This is a genomic window from Mesorhizobium sp., from assembly GCF_004962925.1.
Taxonomy (GTDB): domain Bacteria; phylum Pseudomonadota; class Alphaproteobacteria; order Rhizobiales; family Rhizobiaceae; genus Mesorhizobium.
In genome coordinates, this window is record NZ_SUEO01000522.1 from 1 (window position 1) to 209 (window position 209).

General features: G+C 64.6%; 1 pseudogene. It reads right to left on the reverse strand.

The features are described 5' to 3' along the window. Positions 1 to 81: pseudogene (locus E5W87_RS36260) on the reverse strand (D-allulose-6-phosphate 3-epimerase); the annotation flags it as partial. Positions 82 to 209: the final 128 nt, after the last annotated feature.

Consider the following 209-nt stretch of genomic DNA (forward strand, 5'->3'; position numbering starts at 1 on the left):
CCACAGGGAAAACTCGCCGAGCAGCCGGTTGCGCGGCAGGGCGGCGATCGCGGCAGGGCCGGACAGGGATTTGGTCGTCATGAGGGAATAAGGCTCCGGATATTGGCGTGGGCGTGAAGGAAGGCCGTGATTTCGGCCTGCAGCTCGGCGAAATGCCCGGCGCTGTCGAGCGCCTTGGGAGGGATTTCGGCAAAAGTCGCGCCAGGAAT